Origin of the sequence: Microbacterium enclense (assembly GCF_001456955.1) — a bacterium.
Taxonomy (GTDB): Bacteria; Actinomycetota; Actinomycetes; order Actinomycetales; family Microbacteriaceae; genus Microbacterium; species Microbacterium enclense.
The window spans coordinates 162,675-177,829 of the sequence record NZ_KQ758471.1; the positions used below are offsets into that span (position 1 = coordinate 162,675).

The window sequence follows — 15,155 nt, forward strand, 5'->3', positions numbered from 1 at the left end:
CGCGCCGTTGTCAAGCGGGTCCTGCGCGGTGTCGGCGGGGCATAGGACTGATGCACAGCCGGCGTCGGGAGACGGGCGGACGGCCCGTCGGGAGACGAGGAGCAAGGAGAGCACCATGATCTACGGACAGCAGAGCGGTCAGCAGGCGGGCTCGGTGTGGAGCATCGCGATGTCGACGGCCATGGGCAACGGCATCGTGCCCCGTTCGACCGAAGAGCCGCAGACGCGCACCGCGCCCCGCTGGTTCTGGTCGCGTACGCGCGACCTGAGCGACCGGGTGGCGGCGGCACCGCGACCCTGACCCCGGCCCTTCCCCCCGGCGCGTCGACTCCCACCCCCTGAGTCGGCGCGTCGGTTCGTGTTTTCCGGGGCCGGTCCGCGAACGGCCGGTCGTGCGCTCGCGTTCACTCGATGGTCGTCCGGGCGTAACCCACGACCCGGGGTCGAGCCTCCAGCATGGGACGACCGCGACCGCGGTGCTCGATCCCCACCCCGGAGGCGCCCGATGACCCGACCCGTTCGCGTGCTGTCGCTGTACGAAGGCTTCTTCGCCGGGGGTGCGCGCATCCTCCACTCCGACGTCGTCGCGGGGCTGGCTCGCGGCGGCGCACAACAGCACCGCGTGCTCTCGCTGACCTCGGCGGCGCGCCGCGACGCGTCTGTGCAATTCGCCCGCGACGACGCCCGGTTCCGCCGGCTGCACACGGCGGGCGTCGCCGTCGACACGTTCGACCGCGTCGCCGGCGACCGCCCGCTCGCGCCCGAGGACTTCTCGTTCGAAGAGCTGACCCGCGCGGCGGTGCTGTTCGCCGAGGCCGACGTCATCCTCTCGCTCAAAGAGCAGCCCCTGAGCCTCGTCGTCGCCCTGGAGCGCGCGGGCCTGCTGCCCGACCGCCCGATCGCCGCGTGTCTGCACCGCTCCGACCCCGCGCATTCCGGTCCTGCTCTCGGCTGGCTGTGCGACACCGCCGCTTCCGGCGCCGTGACGGCGACGATCGCGTGCGCCGACTCGACGTCTCTCGCCTACGCCCGCGCGGGTGTCGCCGGCGAGAACTCGTGGGTGATCGACAACGGCATCGACACCCGGCGCTTCCGCCCGGGCACGCGCGCGGAGCGCGGGCGGATCCGCGCGGGCCTCGGCATCCCCGAGGCCGCCGATGTCGTCATGCTCGCCGCGCGGTTCGACGCGATGAAGGACCCCGGGCTCTTCCTCCGATCCGTCGCGCAGCACGCCCGCCGTGCCCCCGGGGCGCACTACATCGTCTGCGGATCCGGCATGACGCCCGCCAACCCGGCGTTCCTCGCCCTGCGGGCCGAGAGCGGAGTGGATGCCGCCGTGCCGCTGCACGCCCTGGGTCTGCGCGAGGACATGCCCGCGTTGTACCGCGCCGCCGATGTCGTCGCCCTCACCAGCGCCTACGGGGAGGCCTCCCCGCTCTGTCTCGCCGAGGGCGCGGCATCCGGAGCGATCCCGGTGACCACCGACGTCGGCGACGCCGCGCGCGTGGTGCAGGGCTTCGGCCTGGTCACCCCGCGGAACGAGGATGCCATCGGTGCGGCGTGGACCGATGCGCTCGATCGCCGAGCGGTTCTGCGCGCGGCGGCCCTCGACGCGCGCGCCCGGCTCGACCGTCGCCGCATGATCGACGACTACCGCGATGCCATCGCGGGACTGCTGATGCCCCGCGCCCTCGCGGCCTGAGCGGGCGGGCCTCCCGGCGGGGGCCGGCGGCTGTCAACCCTCGTGCGCGATCCGCCGCGGACGGGTGGGGTGGTGAGCCCGACCCCGACCACGAGGAGGCAGAGATGTCACAACCCGCCCAGCAGCAAGAGGTGCCCGGCTCCGACCACGAGATGGACCCGCGACCCGACTACGGCGCCGAGACCTACCGCGGCTCCGGACGGCTCGAGGGGAAGGTCGCGCTCATCACCGGCGGCGACAGCGGCATCGGCAAGGCCGTCGCCCTCGCCTACGCCCGCGAGGGCGCCGACGTCGCCATCGCGTACCTGAACGAGCACGAGGATGCCGAGGAGGCCCGGCGATTCGTCGAGGACGCGGGCCGTCGCGTCATCCTGCTCCCCGGCGACGTCTCCGACCCCGCGCACTGCCGCGACCTGATCGCGCAGACCGTTCAGCAGCTCGGGAAGCTCGACGTGCTCGTCGTCAACGCCGCGTTCCAGATGAGTCACGACACCCTCGAGGAGATCGAGGACAGCGAGTGGGACTACACCTGGGCGACGAACGTCAGCGCCTACTTCCACCTGGTCAAGGCCGCGCTCCCGCACCTCGAGGAGGGCGCGTCGATCATCGCGTCGAGCTCGGTGAACTCCGACATGCCGTCGCCCCAGCTGTTGCCGTACGCGGCGACCAAGGCGGCGATCGCCAACATGACGGCCTCTCTGGCGCAGCTGCTGGCGGAGCGCGGCATCCGGGCCAACAGCGTCGCACCGGGACCGGTGTGGACACCCCTGATCCCCGCGACCATGCCGCCGGAGAAGGTCGAGAGCTTCGGCGAGCAGGTGCCGATGGGCCGCCCCGGGCAGCCCGCCGAGCTCGCGCCCGTCTACGTGCTGCTCGCCTCCGACGAGGCCAGCTACGTCTCGGGCGCCCGCGTCGCCGTCACCGGCGGCAAGCCCATCCTCTGACCCCTACCGAAGGAGAAACACCGTGGCCGAACTGCCCGACGCCATCGAACTGCAGAAGTACCTCGCCGGAGTCGATTACCCCGTCGGCCGGCACGAGCTCATCGGCATCGCCGAAGACAACGGCGCGCCCGAGGAACTGCTCGCGCGCCTTCGAGACGCCAAGACCGACGAGTTCGACAGCCCGACCGAGGTCAGCAGCGCGCTGCGCGACTGACCCCGTACGCACGAGCGCCGCCCGACGCACAGCCGGGCGGCGCTTCGTCGTGAGAGCTCAGCTCGTCGGCAGCCACGCGGCGACCGCGATCACCACGATCACCAGCAGTGCCACCGCCGCCTGCACGCACATCAGCACGGCGAAGATGTAGCCCTGGTACGAACTCCGGCGCCCGGTGAAGCCGTTGGCGAGCAGCGCGGCGAAGATCGCCACCTGGAACGCGATGCCGATCCACGCCCACGCGGCGACGATCGGTATCGAGAACGCGAACAACACGATCGAGATCAGGGCGAGGAACCCGGATGCCAGGAGCCAGACCTTGCGGTTGGGGTTCTGCACGGCGCTCTGGTTCGTCACCCGGGTGGGGTCGGTGTGGGAGTGACCCGTCATGGCGGCGTCCTTTCACGGGGGAAGCGCCACCGTAGGCCCGTGCGGACCGCGTGTCCGAGTGGGTTGACAGGTGGGCCGTGCTCGTCGACCCGGGAGCCGCCGCCGGGCGACGGCCTCGCGGCACCATAGACGCCGGATACCCGGCGCGCCATCCCCGCGCCGGGTGTCGGATGCCGTGCCTACAGTGGGGCATGACCGCGCGCATCCTCTCGATCGGCACGGCGCTGCCCGACACGCGCGTGGAGCAGTCCACTCTGCGCGACCTCTTCGCCGCGCAGCCCGGCTTCGACCGCAAGAGCCAGCGGCTGGTGGGGGCGGCCTTCGACGCCGCAGCCATCGACACACGGCACGTCGTGCTGCCGCAATTGGCGGGGCGGGCCGCCGACGGGCTCGGCGTGCGCGACGGCGACACCCTGCTCATGCCGCCCACCGGCGCCCGCAACGACGAGTATCGCCGCACCGCGCCCGCCCTGTTCGCCGAGGCCTCGCGCGCGGCCCTCGCCGGCTCCGGGTATGAAGCGGATGCCGTGACGCACGTCGTGACGGTGTCGTGCACCGGCATGTTCGCACCCGGCCCCGACTACCACCTCGTGCGCGATCTCGGTCTGTCGCCGACCGTGGAGCGCTACCACCTCGGCTTCATCGGCTGCGCGGCCGCGATCCCCGCGCTGCGTCTGGCCGCGCGCATCGTGGGCGCCGACCCCGCCGCGGTGGTGCTCGTCGCCTGTGCGGAGCTGTGCTCCCTGCACTGGCAGACCTCGTCGCATCCGGATCAGATCGTGGCCGCCTCCGTCTTCGCCGATGGTGCGGGGGCCGCGGTCGTGGCATCCGGGGACTCCTCGCACGACGGCCTCGACCTCGACGACTTCGCCACGCACGTGACCGACGAGGGCGAGAAGGACATGGCCTGGACCGTGGGCGACTCGGGCTTCGAGATGACCCTCACGCCCGAGGTGCCGCGCATCATCGGCCGGGAGATCTCCGCCATCGCCGCCGACGTCGTGGGAGAGCTCGACCGGGTCGACGCGTGGGCGGTGCACCCGGGCGGGCGCAGCATCCTCGACCGCGTCGAGAACGCCCTCGGACTGGATGCCACGGCTCTCGCGCCCTCGCGGGACGTGCTGCGCCGACACGGCAACATGTCGAGCGCGACGCTGCTGTTCATCCTGCGCGACCTGCTGGCCGACGCCGCCCGTGTCGAGGGCGACCGCATCGCGGCCCTGGCGTTCGGACCGGGGCTCACCGTCGAGGCGGCGAAGATCACCGTGCGTCGCGCGGCGGGGTGAGCGTGGCCGCGCGCCGACCCGGGCTCTCGCGGCGCGACACGGCGCTGCGCGAGCTGATGGACGACCCCGACTGCGACCCGCGCGCCCTCGCCGCGACCTACCGGCGGTTCGACGTCGTGAACCGGCTCGTGTCGGCGTGGGGGCACGTCTACCGCACGCGTGTCGCTCCCGAGCTGCGCGCCCTCGGTCGCCCCGCCCGCGTGCTCGACCTCGGCTGCGGCGGGGGCGATGTCGTCGTGCGCCTCGCCGGTCTCGCGGCGCGCGACGGTCTCGACGTCGAGTGGGTGGGAGCCGATCCCGATCCGCGGGCGATCGCCGCGGCCCGGGAGCGCGGACGACCCGGCGTGCGGTTCGTGACCCGGGACTCGCGCGAGCTGCTGGCGGCAGGCGAGCGCTTCGACCTCGTCGTGTCGAACCATGTGCTGCATCACCTCGACGCCGACGCGCTGCGGACCTTCACCGACGACTCGCTGGCCCTGTCGAGCGGAACCGTGCTGCACGCCGACATCGCGCGCGGGCGTCTGGCCTACGGCCTCTACGCGGTCGGCATCGCGCCGCTGTCGGCGGGGACGTTCCTGCGCGTCGACGGCTTGCGTTCGATCCGGCGCAGCTACCGCGCGGGGGAGCTGGCCGCGGCCCTCGGCGCGCCGTGGCGGGTGGAGACTCCCGCGCCGTTCCGAGTGCTCGCCGTGGCGCGTGGACGGGCAGGCGTCGTCGCCTCGCGCCGGGCAGGTGACGTCGTCGCATCCTCTCGTCGGGAGGGCCACGGCGGAGGCGAGTCGACGACCGGTCGCGCGGATGCCACGGTCTCGACCCGTGGCGCAGGCTCCGCCGTCTCGCCGCGACAGAACCGGAGCGCCGCAGACGGGGCGGATGCCGATGCCTGAGGTGCTCGTCGTCGGCGCGGGTCCTGTGGGCCTGGCGCTCTCGGCCGACCTTCGCGCGCGCGGTGTCGACGTCGGGGTCGTCGAGCGCCGGGGGGATACCGGAGGCGGCACGCGGGCGATCGGCATCCACTCCCCCGCCCTCTCGCTTCTCGAGGCGTGCGGGGCGACCGACGGCCTGCGCGCCGAGGCGGTGCGCATCGACCGCGGCGAAGCGCGGGCCGACGGCCGGATGCTCGCCGAGATCCGCTTCGACCGCGTGCGGGCCCGGCATCCGTACGTCGCGGCCCTTCCGCAGAGCGACACGATGCGGGTGCTCGCCGCGCTCGCCCCGCCGGTTCGCCGCGGGGTCACCGTCACGGCGCTGCAGCACGACGGCGACGGGGTGCACGCCCGGACGTCCGGACCCGACGGACCGGCCGAGATCCGGGCGGGCGTCGTCGTCGTGGCATCCGGATGGGCGGGGCGCGATCTGGTCTACCGGCCGGGTGCCGTGCGCACCCACCACTACCCCGATCGCTACGTCATGGCCGACGTCATGGCATCCGGAGGTCCGGTGGCGCGCGTGCACCTCGAGCGCGGGGGCGTGGTGGAGTCGTTCCCGCTGCCCGGCGGTCGACGACGGCTGGTGGCGTGGGCCGGGTCCGACGAGGTGACGGATGCCGATGCGTTCCTTCGCGACGCCGTCGCCCTGCGCACGGGGGTCGAGGTCGACATCGCGGATGCCTCGACGTTCGGCGTGCGGCGCGCGGTCGCGCCGGCCTTGCGGCGGGGTCGCATCGTCGTGGTCGGCGACGCGGGACACGAAGTGAGCCCCATCGGCGGGCAGGGCATGAACCTCGGCCTGCTCGACGCTCTCACCCTCGCGCCGCTGCTGGCGCCGTGGGTGCGGCGGGGCGACGACGCCGGACTCGCCCGGTGGGAGCGCGACCGGCTCGCGTCGGCGCGACATGCGGCGCGACTGGCGTTCCTCAACACGGTGCTGGGCCGGGCGGCGGGCCCGGCCCCGCATGCCGTGCGCACCGGCGCGCTGCGGGCGCTGCTGCGGGGCCCGGGCGGCGCCGTGTTCACCCGCGCCTACGCGATGCGTCTCGACCGCGCGGCTCCGGGGACCTGACCGGGGGCCTTCACTCAGGTGCGTGGGTACGGCGCGGGGATGGTGACCTGGCCGCCGTTCGAGGTCACGGTGACCTGTGCCGTCCCCGCGGGGATGCTGGCCTTTCTCGTCGAGAAGAGCTTCGTCACCGTCTTGCCCGGCGCCACCCGTTCCGCCGACGCGGTGCCGTACGGCGTGACGATGTTCACGTCGGCCGGGGCAACCCCGGTGTTCACGGCGGTGACCACGAGCACGACGGTGCCGGCGACGACGCGTGTCGACGCCTTCGCCGTGCCGGACGCGCCCGCCATGACCGTGACGCCGGGCAGATCGACGGCGAGCGCCCCCGTACGCGCGACGAGGGAGGCGGTTCCCGCAGTCGTGCCGGTGCGGATGCTCGGCGCGAGGGCCGTGCCGTCCGAGCCCGTGAGGACGGAAGCGGTCGTCGCGCCCGCCTCGAACGTCGCCGCCCCGGTCACCGTGAAGTCGACCACACGGCCGGGGAGGACACCGCCGCGCGCATCGCGGACCACGACCGCGTAACCGAGAGCCGACGTGGTCGCCGTCGGGACGGACTGCGTCGAACCGCGCGCCTCCAGCGTGGCGGCCGGAGCGACCGCGTTGACGGCGACCTCGGCGACTCCTGTCGAGCCCTCGTACTCGTTCGCGCCCCAGGCGGTGAAGACCAGGCGCAGAGCGGTCGTCGCGACAGGCCTGAACGTGATGGTGTTCAACACGTCACGGTCGCGACCCCCTTGCGCCGGGGCCGCTCCGGCGACGGGCGCCCACGAATCGCCGAGGCGATACTCCACACGCCAGGAGCGGGAGGGGATGAGACCCCGCCCCTCCGAGTCGGCGGCGTCGGAGGCGAAGAGCACCGACGCGCTGTCGACCGTGACCTCGGACGGCCAGCGCAGTTCGAGCGACTGCTCCCCCACGCGCGGCCAGGTGCCCCAGACCGACCCCGAGTCCCCGTCGACGGCCGACTCCGCGGCGGTCCAGGGCGAGGTGTACGACGCCGAGGTCGTCGAGGCGAGCGACGCGATGTCGCCGACGTACTCCGTGCAGGGCACCGTGACGGTCACCGTGGCGCGGCGCGTGGCTGCGTCGATACGGTCGACGCGCACGGACATACCGGTGTTCAACGCCGCCGTCTCGCCCGCCACGATGAACTCGTTCGCCTCGCTCGCGTCGCCGGGCCGCTCGAGCAGATCGCCGGCGTACGGCTGGTCGGGGTTGGAGCGCAGAACCTGCACGCCGGAAACGGTGCGGGCGACCGCCCAGGGACTCCGGTAGGCGCCCCCGTCGGATGTGGTGTCGGCGCGGTCGTTGTACTGCAGCCAGTAGCGCACCGACGAGTCCTGCGGGTCGGTCCAGGTCAAGGCGCGCTGCCCGGCGGTGCCGGCACCGAGGGTGTCGAGCACCGTCGTGCGCGGAGCGCCGCAGACGGGCTGGCGGGTGTGGGGAAGAGTCCCCAACCGCGCGAGCGTGGGTGCCGACAGCGGAAGGAATGACCACGAGTCGCCCATCACGTCCGTGCGATTGCCGTATTCCTCCCGCCGGCAGTCGGCCGGGAGGGAGCCGGACGGGTAGTCACGCGACGTGCCGCACTGCACGCTGAAGGCGTGGGGCAGCGACAGATTGTGTCCCAGCTCGTGAGCGAGCAGGTACGCGTCGGGCCCCGGCTGGAAGGTGCGTCCGCCGTCGTCGGGGTCGCCCGGCTGCTCTCCGTTGGCCCAGCCCGGGCACGGGTCGCCCTCCGGCACCATCGCCACCAGGTGCTTGCCGGGGCCCGGCGTCCACCCCGTCTTCCGGCTGAGCCAGTCGTGCAGTCCCCCGGTGTCGGTGCAGTCGATCGGCTCGTCGACGCTCTGCCAGTCGATGACGCGCTCCAGCGCAAAGCGGATCGCCCCGCCGGTCTCGCGATCGTAGAAGCCGTCGACGATCTGCAGTGAGCGGACGGCGTCGGCGGTCGTGAAGCGTCCGGGCGCGGTGCCCTGCGGCGCGACGAGCGCGATCGTGACGCGGTGGTCGCGGATCTCGGCCCTGCTCGGGATGTCGACGTCGATGAAGTCGGCGGCGAGAGTGCGCGCCGCCTGACGCGTGGTCGCCTCGGCCTCGGGCTCGATGAGGGTGGGCTCGGAATACGGGGCCGTCTGCGGCAGATCGGGCGACGGCGCGTCGACGGCCGGCGGAGCCGCCTGAGCCGCCGCGGCCGGCTCCCCGGCGATGAGGGTGGGCAGCAGGAGCAGACCGGCGAGGGTCGCGGAGAGCAGAGCGGTGCGTCGCATCATCGTCCTTCTGATCGGAGCCCCCGCGGGTCGAACTCCCCGACGCTGGGTCACCTGATGTTAGCGAGAACATTGATGAGATGGGCAGAATTTTTTCCTCGGGCGGCAGTGGGCGTCGGGCTCCGGACACGGCGCTCATCACTCGCGAGGTGCGCACCCCGTTCGCGGCGAGGCTCAGGCGACGACGAGCTGGGCGGCGAGAAGGAGGGCGGCGAACATTGTCAGCTGGAACACGGCCCGACCCGGGGGTCGCACGAGCACCAGCACGGCCGTCGCCAGCGCCACGACCACGACAGCGACGAAGAACGGGATGCCGAGCACTGTCGCCTCGGCGCCCAGAAGCACCGCGACCGCACCGACGACGATCCCCACCGCGGCGAGCAGCACCGACGCCCGCGCACCGAGGCGGTGCGGGAGACCGCGGACGCCGGTGCGGCGGTCGTCGTCGAGATCGCGCACGACGTTGGTCAGGTGCACGGCCGCGCCCAACGCCGCGCCGGCGACCGTCGCCCAGGGTGCGGCGAGCGCGGGCGTGGCCGTCGAAAGGGTCGCGAACGAGGGGAACAGCCCGAAGCTCAGCAGGAACGGCGCGATCGAAAGCGGCGTCGACTTCAGCCCCGCGTTGTACGCCCACGCCGAGGCGAGGGCGATCGCGTGGGCCGCGACGAGGCCGGGCCCGAGCGGCAGTGAGAGTCCGAGGGCGACGACGACGGCGCCCACCGCCACGGCGAGGGCCCGACCGGCGGTGACCCGCCCGCCGGCGATCGGCTTGTCGGTCCGGCCGACGGCGGCATCCCGCGCCGCATCGATGGCGTCGTTCGACAACCCCACCGACACCTGCCCGGCGAAGACCGCGGCCACCAGCAGGCCGAGGGGCACGGCCTCGACACCCGCCGCGACACCGAGCGCGAGAGAGAGGACGGTGACCACGACCGTCGGGCCCGGGTGGGTCGATGCCCATAAAGACCGAACGAGCGACGCTCTCGCGCGCGGTGTGGCCGTGGCATCCGTCATCCGTCGACGCTACCGCGCGCGGCGCCGTCGCCCGACAGCGGCCGCGACGGACCCCCACGCGCCATCCTGGCGCCCGCAGGACGACCCCGCACCCGCCCCGCGGGCGTCAACGGCGACGCAGGAGGCGGCGCGCCACGGCCACGACCCCCGCCGCGCCCAGCACCCACGGTCCCGCCACGAGCAGCGGGTCGATCCACTGGTGACGCGCGTCGACGCGACCGCGGCGTCCGCCCCACGGCGACCAGCGCCGTTCGGCCGCGATGCCGGTCTCGGTGAGCGGATTATCGGGATGCCGCGACACCAGCGACCGCAGATGCGCGCCCGTGGCATCCACCCGATCCGCCGCGAGCAGCAGCAGCCAGTGCGCGGCGCGCGCCTCGCTGAACCGGGCGTAGGCGTAGCCGCGGATCGCGCCGGACGCACCGTGCAGCGGTTGGGCGGTGCCGAAGACCGGCGTGAGGCGGCCGTGCTCGATCGAGCGTTCGCGTCCTTCGGCGGGCTCGGGCTGCTCATCGGGGAACGACCAGTGCGCGCCCAGCTGCTGCGCCTGTTCCTTGGGGAACGAGGGCCTGTCGGCCGGGTCGAGGTCGGCGCCCCAGCCGGGAATGCGGGCGCGCAGCTCCTCGGCCGTCGGGGGCGGAGTGGGCTTGTCGGCGGTGTAGGCCATGATGACGGCTCCTCTCAGGCGGCGGGCGGCTCGATGACGGCCTTGATGCAGCCGTCGATCTTCGCCGAGACCATGTGATATCCCTCGGCGATGTGCTCGAGGGGGATGCGGTGCGTGATCATGTCGCGGGGCGAGATGCGTCCGGCCTGGATGTGCTCGAGCAGGCGCGGCCACTGCCGCGCGACCGGCGCCTGGTTGGTGTGGATCGTCAGGCCCTTGTTCATCGCGTCGCCGAATTTCACGGCGCTGAACAGGGGACCATAGGCGCCCATGACCGAGACGGTGCCGCCCTTGCGGACGGAGTCGATGGCCCAGTTCAACGCCACCGGCGACCCCGCCTGCAGCTTCAGCTTCGCTCCGGTGAGGTGCTGCAGGAAGTGTCCGTCGGCCTCGGCGCCGACCGCGTCGATCACGACGTCGGCCCCGATGTGGTCGGTCTGCTTCTTCAGCTCGACCACGATGTCGCGGTGCTCGCGGTAGTCGAGCGTCTCGGCGAAGGCGAAGGTGCGGGCCTTGTCGAGGCGCTCGGGCAGCTGATCGACGACGATCACCCGCCCCGCCCCCATGAGCCACGACGAGCGCGCAGCGGCCAGCCCCACCGGACCCGCTCCGAACACCACGACGGTGTCGCCCTCGACGATGTCGCCCAGCTGGGCGCCGAAGTAGCCGGTGGAGAAGGCGTCGGTCAGAAGCAGCGCGTCCTCGTCGTGCAACCACTCGGGGATGACCCGCGGCCCCACGTCGGCGAAGGGCACGCGCACCATCTCGGCCTGGCCGCCGTCGTAGCCGCCCGCGGTGTGCGAGTACCCGTAGATACCGCCGAGCGCGGTGGCGTTGGCGTTGACGTTGTGGCAGTTGCTCAACAGCCCGCGGGCGCAGAAGAAGCACGTGCCGCACGAGATGTTGAAGGGCACCATGACCCGGTCGCCGACCGAGAGACTTTCGACCGACGATCCCACCTCGATCACCCGCCCGATGAACTCGTGGCCGAAGGTGTGGCCGATCCGGGTGTCGGGGATCATGCCGTGGTACAGGTGCAGGTCGGAGCCGCAGATGGCCGCCCGCTCGACGCGCACGATCGCGTCGTTCGGATGCTCGATGCGAGGATCGGGCTTGTCTTCGACGCGCACCTTGTACGGCCCGCGGTAGGTCATCGCTCGCATTGTCGTCTCCTGTCGTCTCGTGGTCAGTGCGCGCCCCGCGCGAGCGCTCCGCCGACGGCATCGCGGATGCCGTGCACCCACGCATCGCCGTGTCCGGGGAGCACGGTCGCGGCCGCGGTGGCGGTCAGAGCTGCCAGCGCCGCGAGGGCGGCGTCGCTGTCGGCGGTGGCGGCGCGGGCGACGATCTGCGGCCCCGAACCCCCCGTGTAGGGGTCGAAGGTCACCAGGGCGTCACCGGTGAAGACGACATCGCGGTCGGGCAGGTGGAAGGCGACGTGGCCGTACGTGTGCCCCGGAGTCGCGATCGGCACCAGTCCCCCGAGCAGGGGGGTGCCGGGCACGATGCTTCCTTCCGCGTCGACGCCGTGCACCCCCAGTGCGCCCGCGAACGTCATCCGCGCCAGGCTGGGCAACCCGCCGGGATGCCGCAGGGCATAGGCGGTGCGCGGCGATTCGCGGTCGTAACGGTACGGATGCCGCACCAGCGGCCGATCCGCCGCGTGCACGTGGACGGGCACGTGGTGCTCGCGCTGCAGACGCTCGAGCGTTCCGACGTGGTCGAAGTGCCCGTGGGTGAGGTACACCGACACGAGGTCGCCGGGGGCGCCCCGGACGGCCGCGAGCGCTTCGACCAGCAACGACCAGCTGCGCGGGAGCCCCGCGTCGATGAGCACGAGCCCCTCGTCGGTGGCGACGACGTAGCTGTTGGTGACGGCGCGCGTGATCATCATGACGCCGTCGGCGACCTCGCGGATGCCATCGCCCGATGACCCGTTCGCTCTCATGCGGGCCACCTTCCGCGCGGGTGCGACGGTCTCACCACGGGGTTGCGGGGCGGGGACGGCGGCGGTATCGCGCGACGCGTCGGTGCCGGGCGGTGCGTGGCGCGATGCGCGAACCCCCGTCCGCGACGCGCCGCCCGCGCCCGCCCGCGCGTCAACCCCCGCGGCATCCGTCGCGCACCCGCATAGCGTCCGTCGGGGTCCACCGTCCCGTGGGCCACGGTCGAGAGGAAACGCATGCGCCAGGTCGTCGTCGTCACGGGGGGCTCTCGCGGCATCGGCCGCGCCGCGGCCCTGCGCTTCGCGAAGAAGGGCTCGCGGCTCGTGCTCGTCGCCCGCGATGAGGTGGCCTTGGCATCCGCCGCCGACGACTGCCGGGCCCGCGGCGCCGAGGTGCACACGGTGTCGATCGACCTCGCCCTGCCCGACGGGCCCGAGCGGGCGGCCGACGCCGCCATCGACCGGTTCGGGCGCATCGACGTGTGGGTGGCCTCGGCCTCCGTCTTCTCGTACGGCTCGGTCGAAGACACTCCGGATGCCGTGCGCGACCGCGTCATCGAGACCAACCTCGTCGGCCACATGCGCGCGGCGCGGGCCGTCATCCCCCACTTCCGCGCCCGGGGCGGCGGCACGCTCGTGTTCGTCGGCTCGCTGTACTCCCAGGTCGCGGGGCCGTACGTCTCCTCGTACGTCGCGGCGAAGCACGGACTCCTCGGCTTCACCCGGTCGCTGCGCCAGGAGATGCTCGCGCATCGCGGCATCCGCATCAAGATCGTGCTGCCGGCCAGCATCGACACCCCGATCTACCAGCGCGCGGCGAACTACACCGGCCGCACCGCGTTCCCGCTGCCGCCCGTGGTCGCCGCCGATCGCGTCGCGCGGGCGATCGTGCGGGTGGCGCGCGGACGGCGGCACGAGGTGGGAGTCGGCGCCGCCCAGTTCGTGACGCGTCCGCTGCAGTTCCTCGCGCCTCGCGTGTACGACCGGTTCATCCGTGCGTTGCAGCACCTGCTCGGCCTGCGCCGGCGGCACGCCGCACCGACGCCCGGCGCCGTGCTCGACGCGCAGCACGACCCCGGCGCGGTGAGCGGCGGGTGGGGACGGGTTCCGCTGCGGCGGCCGCGCGAGCGCCGAAGTTCCGTCGCAGGAGGCTGAGCCCGTCAGCGCCTTCCGGCCCCACGGCGGGTACCGGTCCCTTCGACAGGCTCAGGGACCTGCCGCGTCACGCCGCCTCGAAGCCCTCGCGCTGGGTGTTCTCGTCGGCGACGCGCACGCCCCAGCGGTAGGCGAGCTTGCCGCCGAGCCACCCCGACACGCTCAGACCGAGCGAGGCGATCACACTGAGCCCGAACGCGACGACCGGCACGCGGGCGAGATCGAGCATCCGCAGCACGAGGCTGAGCGAGAAGAGCACCATCGCGGTGACGTTGAGCACGAGGTGCACGAGCGCCGTGCGCCGCGCGGGCGTGCCGGCGGGAATCCGCGACATGTCGAGCAGCCCGAGCACCGAGGCGCCGACCGCCCCACCGAGCCCGATCGCGATGAGCCACCTCGAGCCCGTCGCGAATGCCCGCGGGTCATCGGCGGCGAGCCCGAGCAGATCGAACACGAGGCTCGACGACCACGCCCCGATGGGAATGGTCACCGCGACCGGGTGGAACGGGTGCCCGTAGGGTCCGGCCACGATCGCGCGCGGGACCTTCGCCGCGCGCATCGCGGGAAAGCTCGCTCCGCTGCGCGGTGCCGAGACCGTCGAGGGTCCCGGCACCGCGGCATCCGCCCCGCTCATTCCTTGTGCAGCGCGTCCTGCGCGCGTCCGGCGAGCTTCTCGACGGTGTTCGGCAGCTCGGTGGTGCCGTAGAACCGCGCGTCGGGGTGGGTGGGCGGGGGCATCGGCACGCCCGCGGGAGGCTCGGGCAGGTACGAGAACTCGCCCTTGCCGTCGGGGGTCGGACCCGACGCCCAGGAGCCGTCGCCGGCCTTCTTGCCGTCGCTGAAGTTGATGTACTGGTACGCCACGTCGCGGTCCTCCTTGTCGAGGGGGAAGTTGCTGGGCACGGGGAGCTTCTCGAGGCCCTCCTCCTGCAATTCGGCGGCGGCCGCCATCCACTGGTTCTGGTGCATCGTGTCGCGCGCCAGCAGGAAGGCGAGAAGGTCCTTCACGCCGTGGTCGTCGGTCTGGTGGTAGAGCCGCGCGACCTGCACACGACCCTGCATCTCGGCGTTCGCGTTGGCGGTGAAGTCGGCCAGCAGATTGCCGCTGGCCGTGATGAAACTGCCCTGCCAGGGGTTGCCCATCGAGTCGACCGGGCGCGCGCCCGCTCCGGCGACGATGCCGTGCTGGATGTCGGTGCCGCCGATGACCGCGGCGACGGTGGGGTCGTTCTGCACGGCCTCCTCGGTGATGCCGAGCGGGGCCTTCTCGAGCAGCTGGGCGATCATGATCGCGAGCATCTCGACGTGGCCCATCTCCTCCGCACCGATGCCGAAGACGAGGTCGCGGTACTTGCCGGGCATGTGCATGTTCCACGCCTGGAACTGGTACTGCATCGCGACCGAGATCTCGCCGTATTGGCCGCCGAGCACCTCCTGGAGCTTGCGGGCGTAGACGGCGTCGGGCTTCTCGGGGGTGGCCGAGTGCTGGAGCTCTTGCCGGTGGAAGTACATCGTCTCTCCTCACCGCGCCGCTCGAGGGGACGGGCGGTCGGACGACCGCGGCGAC

General features: G+C 73.0%; 15 protein-coding genes and 1 pseudogene. 8 read left to right on the top strand and 8 right to left on the bottom strand.

Annotation, left to right across the window (positions count from 1 at the left end; translation table 11 throughout):
* Positions 1-115 precede the first annotated feature (115 nt).
* From AS029_RS10875 to AS029_RS10890, 4 genes are all read left to right on the top strand, one after another.
* Entirely contained in the window at positions 116-301 is a 186-nt protein-coding gene (locus AS029_RS10875; protein ID WP_058232620.1) for a hypothetical protein, read from the top strand.
* 204 nt (positions 302-505) lie between these two features.
* Positions 506-1,702, top strand: a complete 1,197-nt coding sequence (locus tag AS029_RS10880; protein WP_058232621.1) for a glycosyltransferase — start codon at positions 506-508, stop codon at positions 1,700-1,702.
* Positions 1,703-1,806: 104 nt separating this feature from the next.
* Entirely contained in the window at positions 1,807-2,646 is an 840-nt protein-coding gene (locus AS029_RS10885) for an SDR family oxidoreductase (protein ID WP_058232622.1), read from the top strand.
* Positions 2,647-2,668: 22 nt separating this feature from the next.
* Positions 2,669-2,860: a DUF2795 domain-containing protein gene (locus AS029_RS10890; protein WP_058232623.1), complete on the top strand. Its 192-nt coding sequence runs from the start codon at positions 2,669-2,671 to the stop codon at positions 2,858-2,860.
* A 57-nt stretch (positions 2,861-2,917) separates the two neighbouring features.
* Here AS029_RS10890 and AS029_RS10895 read toward each other — a convergent pair whose 3' ends face one another.
* Positions 2,918-3,250 carry a hypothetical protein gene (locus tag AS029_RS10895; protein WP_058232624.1) on the bottom strand — a complete coding sequence of 111 codons (333 nt, stop codon included), beginning with the start codon at positions 3,248-3,250 and terminating at the stop codon, positions 2,918-2,920.
* 191 nt (positions 3,251-3,441) lie between these two features.
* Between AS029_RS10895 and AS029_RS10900 the strand changes: the two genes are divergently transcribed.
* The 3 genes and pseudogenes from AS029_RS10900 to AS029_RS10910 all read left to right on the top strand — a co-directional run bounded on the left by AS029_RS10900 (position 3,442) and on the right by AS029_RS10910 (position 6,537).
* Positions 3,442-4,536, top strand: coding sequence for a type III polyketide synthase (locus AS029_RS10900; RefSeq protein ID WP_058232625.1), 1,095 nt, complete (start codon positions 3,442-3,444; stop codon positions 4,534-4,536).
* Positions 4,537-4,538: 2 nt separating this feature from the next.
* Positions 4,539-5,240: pseudogene (locus tag AS029_RS10905) on the top strand (methyltransferase domain-containing protein); the annotation flags it as partial.
* A gap of 169 nt (positions 5,241-5,409) precedes the next feature.
* Entirely contained in the window at positions 5,410-6,537 is a 1,128-nt protein-coding gene (locus AS029_RS10910; protein ID WP_228375933.1) for an FAD-dependent oxidoreductase, read from the top strand.
* 14 nt (positions 6,538-6,551) lie between these two features.
* On the opposite strand, the gene AS029_RS10915 is transcribed toward AS029_RS10910, so the two are convergent.
* The 5 genes from AS029_RS10915 to AS029_RS10935 all read right to left on the bottom strand — a co-directional run bounded on the left by AS029_RS10915 (position 6,552) and on the right by AS029_RS10935 (position 12,436).
* Positions 6,552-8,810: a discoidin domain-containing protein gene (locus AS029_RS10915; RefSeq protein ID WP_058232627.1), complete on the bottom strand. Its 2,259-nt coding sequence runs from the start codon at positions 8,808-8,810 to the stop codon at positions 6,552-6,554.
* A gap of 171 nt (positions 8,811-8,981) precedes the next feature.
* Positions 8,982-9,821 (bottom strand): UbiA family prenyltransferase, encoded by an 840-nt coding sequence (locus AS029_RS10920; protein ID WP_058232628.1) that lies wholly within the window; start codon positions 9,819-9,821, stop codon positions 8,982-8,984.
* A 106-nt stretch (positions 9,822-9,927) separates the two neighbouring features.
* A complete protein-coding gene (locus AS029_RS10925) occupies positions 9,928-10,488 on the bottom strand; it encodes a hypothetical protein (RefSeq protein ID WP_058232629.1) in 561 nt (186 codons plus the stop codon).
* 14 nt (positions 10,489-10,502) lie between these two features.
* Positions 10,503-11,651, bottom strand: coding sequence for a zinc-dependent alcohol dehydrogenase (locus AS029_RS10930; RefSeq protein ID WP_058232630.1), 1,149 nt, complete (start codon positions 11,649-11,651; stop codon positions 10,503-10,505).
* 23 nt (positions 11,652-11,674) lie between these two features.
* The gene (locus AS029_RS10935; protein WP_058232631.1) at positions 11,675-12,436 is read right to left on the bottom strand and encodes an MBL fold metallo-hydrolase; all 762 of its coding nucleotides are present in this window, start codon (positions 12,434-12,436) and stop codon (positions 11,675-11,677) included.
* Positions 12,437-12,670: 234 nt separating this feature from the next.
* On the opposite strand from AS029_RS10935, the gene AS029_RS10940 reads away from it, so the two are divergent.
* Positions 12,671-13,588, top strand: a complete 918-nt coding sequence (locus AS029_RS10940; RefSeq protein WP_058232632.1) for an SDR family NAD(P)-dependent oxidoreductase — start codon at positions 12,671-12,673, stop codon at positions 13,586-13,588.
* 67 nt (positions 13,589-13,655) lie between these two features.
* On the opposite strand, the gene AS029_RS10945 is transcribed toward AS029_RS10940, so the two are convergent.
* Both AS029_RS10945 and AS029_RS10950 read right to left on the bottom strand, forming a co-directional pair.
* Positions 13,656-14,201, bottom strand: a complete 546-nt coding sequence (locus tag AS029_RS10945; RefSeq protein WP_228375934.1) for a DUF2231 domain-containing protein — start codon at positions 14,199-14,201, stop codon at positions 13,656-13,658.
* A 17-nt stretch (positions 14,202-14,218) separates the two neighbouring features.
* Positions 14,219-15,100, bottom strand: coding sequence for a manganese catalase (locus tag AS029_RS10950; protein ID WP_058232633.1), 882 nt, complete (start codon positions 15,098-15,100; stop codon positions 14,219-14,221).
* Positions 15,101-15,155 lie beyond the last annotated feature (55 nt).

What these genes read in the sequence shown, in the direction of transcription:
- AS029_RS10920 (WP_058232628.1), bottom strand. Translation starts at nt 9,821, where the DNA reads ATGACGGATGCCACGGCCACACCGCGCGCGAGAGCGTCGCTCGTTCGG.
- AS029_RS10915 (WP_058232627.1), bottom strand. Translation starts at nt 8,810, where the DNA reads ATGATGCGACGCACCGCTCTGCTCTCCGCGACCCTCGCCGGTCTGCTC.
- AS029_RS10935 (WP_058232631.1), bottom strand. Translation starts at nt 12,436, where the DNA reads ATGAGAGCGAACGGGTCATCGGGCGATGGCATCCGCGAGGTCGCCGAC.
- AS029_RS10875 (WP_058232620.1), top strand. Translation starts at nt 116, where the DNA reads ATGATCTACGGACAGCAGAGCGGTCAGCAGGCGGGCTCGGTGTGGAGC.
- AS029_RS10900 (WP_058232625.1), top strand. Translation starts at nt 3,442, where the DNA reads ATGACCGCGCGCATCCTCTCGATCGGCACGGCGCTGCCCGACACGCGC.
- AS029_RS10940 (WP_058232632.1), top strand. Translation starts at nt 12,671, where the DNA reads ATGCGCCAGGTCGTCGTCGTCACGGGGGGCTCTCGCGGCATCGGCCGC.
- AS029_RS10885 (WP_058232622.1), top strand. Translation starts at nt 1,807, where the DNA reads ATGTCACAACCCGCCCAGCAGCAAGAGGTGCCCGGCTCCGACCACGAG.
- AS029_RS10925 (WP_058232629.1), bottom strand. Translation starts at nt 10,488, where the DNA reads ATGGCCTACACCGCCGACAAGCCCACTCCGCCCCCGACGGCCGAGGAG.
- AS029_RS10880 (WP_058232621.1), top strand. Translation starts at nt 506, where the DNA reads ATGACCCGACCCGTTCGCGTGCTGTCGCTGTACGAAGGCTTCTTCGCC.
- AS029_RS10950 (WP_058232633.1), bottom strand. Translation starts at nt 15,100, where the DNA reads ATGTACTTCCACCGGCAAGAGCTCCAGCACTCGGCCACCCCCGAGAAG.
- AS029_RS10895 (WP_058232624.1), bottom strand. Translation starts at nt 3,250, where the DNA reads ATGACGGGTCACTCCCACACCGACCCCACCCGGGTGACGAACCAGAGC.
- AS029_RS10930 (WP_058232630.1), bottom strand. Translation starts at nt 11,651, where the DNA reads ATGCGAGCGATGACCTACCGCGGGCCGTACAAGGTGCGCGTCGAAGAC.
- AS029_RS10910 (WP_228375933.1), top strand. Translation starts at nt 5,410, where the DNA reads ATGCCGATGCCTGAGGTGCTCGTCGTCGGCGCGGGTCCTGTGGGCCTG.